The following is a 2,409-nucleotide window of genomic DNA, read 5'->3' as shown; positions in this document are numbered from 1 at the left end:
GCCGGATCAACGCCTCATCTGGGCCACCGCCGGAACCCTGGCCCGATGCGTCGCGGAGCACGGTCTGGAACGGCAGACAGTGTTTCTGGTGCTGCCGGGGCAGAACGCGCCGGACACATGCTCGCAGCTTTACGCTTCCGATTTCAGCCACGGCTACAGGCAGGCAAAGAAAGACTGACAGGGTCCAGCTTCTCTTTCTGCGGCCCGATGCCCTGCCAGACGCCCCCCTGTACAGCCCGTGACAGCCTTGCGCCAGCGCAGATCAACGTTCTGGCAGATCAACGTTCTGAATGTGCATTCTCAACGTTTACCTCAACGCGCAGCCGCCCCGATAACTTGCTCTTGCCCCCTTGCTGCGGGCCACTGCTCACGCAGCCGCCACAGCCGTTTCAAGGCAGTTTCAAGACGAAATTGCTCTTGCCCCCGATGCAGGCAGACGCCTGATTCTTCCCATGCTTCGTCCTGGCTAAACTCCAGCCGCTTTATCCTGTTTACATCCTGATAATTATGCAGAGCGTGATACCGTTGCGGTTTTTGTTATTTTGGCGTTTAGCTTGTACCATGCGAAACGGCATGCTTTACATTGTATCAATTGCGTACATGAAAGAGTCATTTTGATATTTTTTTCACAATATGGTTTGTATTTTTTAATTTCCCGTATTTTTGCCCCTTTAACAAGTTCAAAAAGGACTTACTGCGTTATAACAACATTCACTCCACTGTGCATGCAAACCTTTAACCAAAGGAAGCGTCATGAAAAAACCAAACTTGCAGGATAAATACTCCCTCTTCATCGACGGCGCCTGGAAGGATGCCTCTGACGGAGGAACCTTTGAAACCTTTTGCCCGGCCAACGGCCAACGCCTGGCAACCTGCGCCGAAGCCACCAAGGAAGACGTGGACGCTGCCGTCAAGGCCGCCACAGCGGCCTGGGCAAGCTGGAAAATTACAGATGCCCCCCAACGCGCCGACCTGCTCCTGAAAATCGCGGATATCATTGATGCCAACAAGGAACATCTTGCCCTGGTGGAAACACTGGATAACGGCAAGCCCATCCGCGAAACCATGAATGTGGACATTCCCTTTGCCGCCGACCATTTCCGCTATTTTGCGGGCGTGCTGCGCTCTGAGGAAGGCTCGGCCACCATGCTTGACAAAAACACCCTCTCGCTGGTTCTGCGCGAACCCATCGGCGTGGTGGGCCAGATTGTGCCGTGGAACTTCCCCTTCCTCATGGCCGCGTGGAAGCTGGCCCCCGTGCTTGCCGCCGGTTGCTGCACCGTGTTCAAACCTTCCAACCACACCTCCCTTTCCGTTCTGGAACTGGCGCGCCTTATCAGCGGCGTGCTGCCCAAGGGCGTGTTCAACGTGATCACCGGGCGCGGCTCACGCTCCGGGCAGTACATTCTTGACCATCCCGGCTTCAACAAGCTGGCCTTTACCGGCTCCACCGATGTGGGCCGCAGCGTGGGCATGGCCGCAGCCAAACGCCTGATCCCCTCCACCCTGGAACTTGGCGGCAAGTCGGCCAACATCTTTTTCCCCGACTGCCAGTGGGATCTGGCCATGGACGGGCTGCAGCTGGGCATCCTGTTCAACCAGGGGCAGGTATGTTGCGCCGGTTCGCGCGTTTTTGTGCACGAGGATATTTATGACAAGTTTGTGGCCGAAGCCGTAGAACGCTTCAACCGCGTCAAGGTTGGCCTGCCCTGGGAGGCGGACACCCAGATGGGTTCGCAAATCTACGAAGCGCACCTCAAGGCCATCCTGCTTTGCATTGAGCAGGCCAAGGGCGAAGGGGCCACGGTGCTTTGCGGCGGCGAGCGCGTCACATCGGGCGATCTGGCCAAAGGCTGCTTTATGCGGCCCACCCTGCTCGGCAACGTCACCAACGGTATGCGCGTGGCGCGGGATGAAATATTCGGCCCCGTGGCGGTCATCATCAAGTTCAAGACAGAAGAAGACGTTATCCGCATGGCTAACGACAGCATTTACGGCCTTGGCGGCGGCGTGTGGACGCGCGACATCAACCGTGCCATCCGCGTAAGCCGCGCCATTGAAACAGGCCGTATGTGGGTGAATACCTACAACAGCATCCCGGCGGGCGCTCCCTTTGGCGGTTACAAAGAATCGGGCATCGGGCGCGAGACGCACAAGACCATCCTTGAGCACTGCACACAGCAAAAAAACATCATCATCAATCTGTCAGAAGCCCCCACAGGCTTTTATCCCTAACCCTGAGCGCATGTCTGATGCATAAAAAATGCATAACAGACGCATATCGGGGATATGCCGAAAAACGGCATGGGCCGGACGCTCATGAAACGATGTACCGGGCAGTATTCTCCACATCCGCCCCGGCGGCCGCTGCCATAAGTGTCAGGCAGCCCGGCGGCCAAGCCCCTGCCG

Annotated in this window: 1 protein-coding gene; it reads left to right on the top strand. The window is 57.2% G+C overall.

The features are described from left to right. Nucleotides 1–753 precede the first annotated feature (753 nt). A complete protein-coding gene (locus V6C07_RS12940) occupies nt 754–2,235 on the top strand; it encodes an aldehyde dehydrogenase family protein (RefSeq protein ID WP_333536889.1) in 1,482 nt (493 codons plus the stop codon). Nucleotides 2,236–2,409 lie beyond the last annotated feature (174 nt).

The sequence above is a fragment of the Desulfovibrio sp. 1214_IL3152 genome, assembly GCF_036763055.1.
Taxonomy (GTDB): domain Bacteria; phylum Desulfobacterota; class Desulfovibrionia; order Desulfovibrionales; family Desulfovibrionaceae; genus Desulfovibrio.
The sequence above is the reverse complement of the archived record's forward strand: the minus strand, read 5'-3'. Positions and strand labels throughout refer to the sequence as shown.

Excerpts from the sequence above, each read along its gene's own strand:
- V6C07_RS12940 (WP_333536889.1), top strand. The coding sequence starts at position 754 with ATGAAAAAACCAAACTTGCAGGATAAATACTCCCTCTTCATCGACGGC.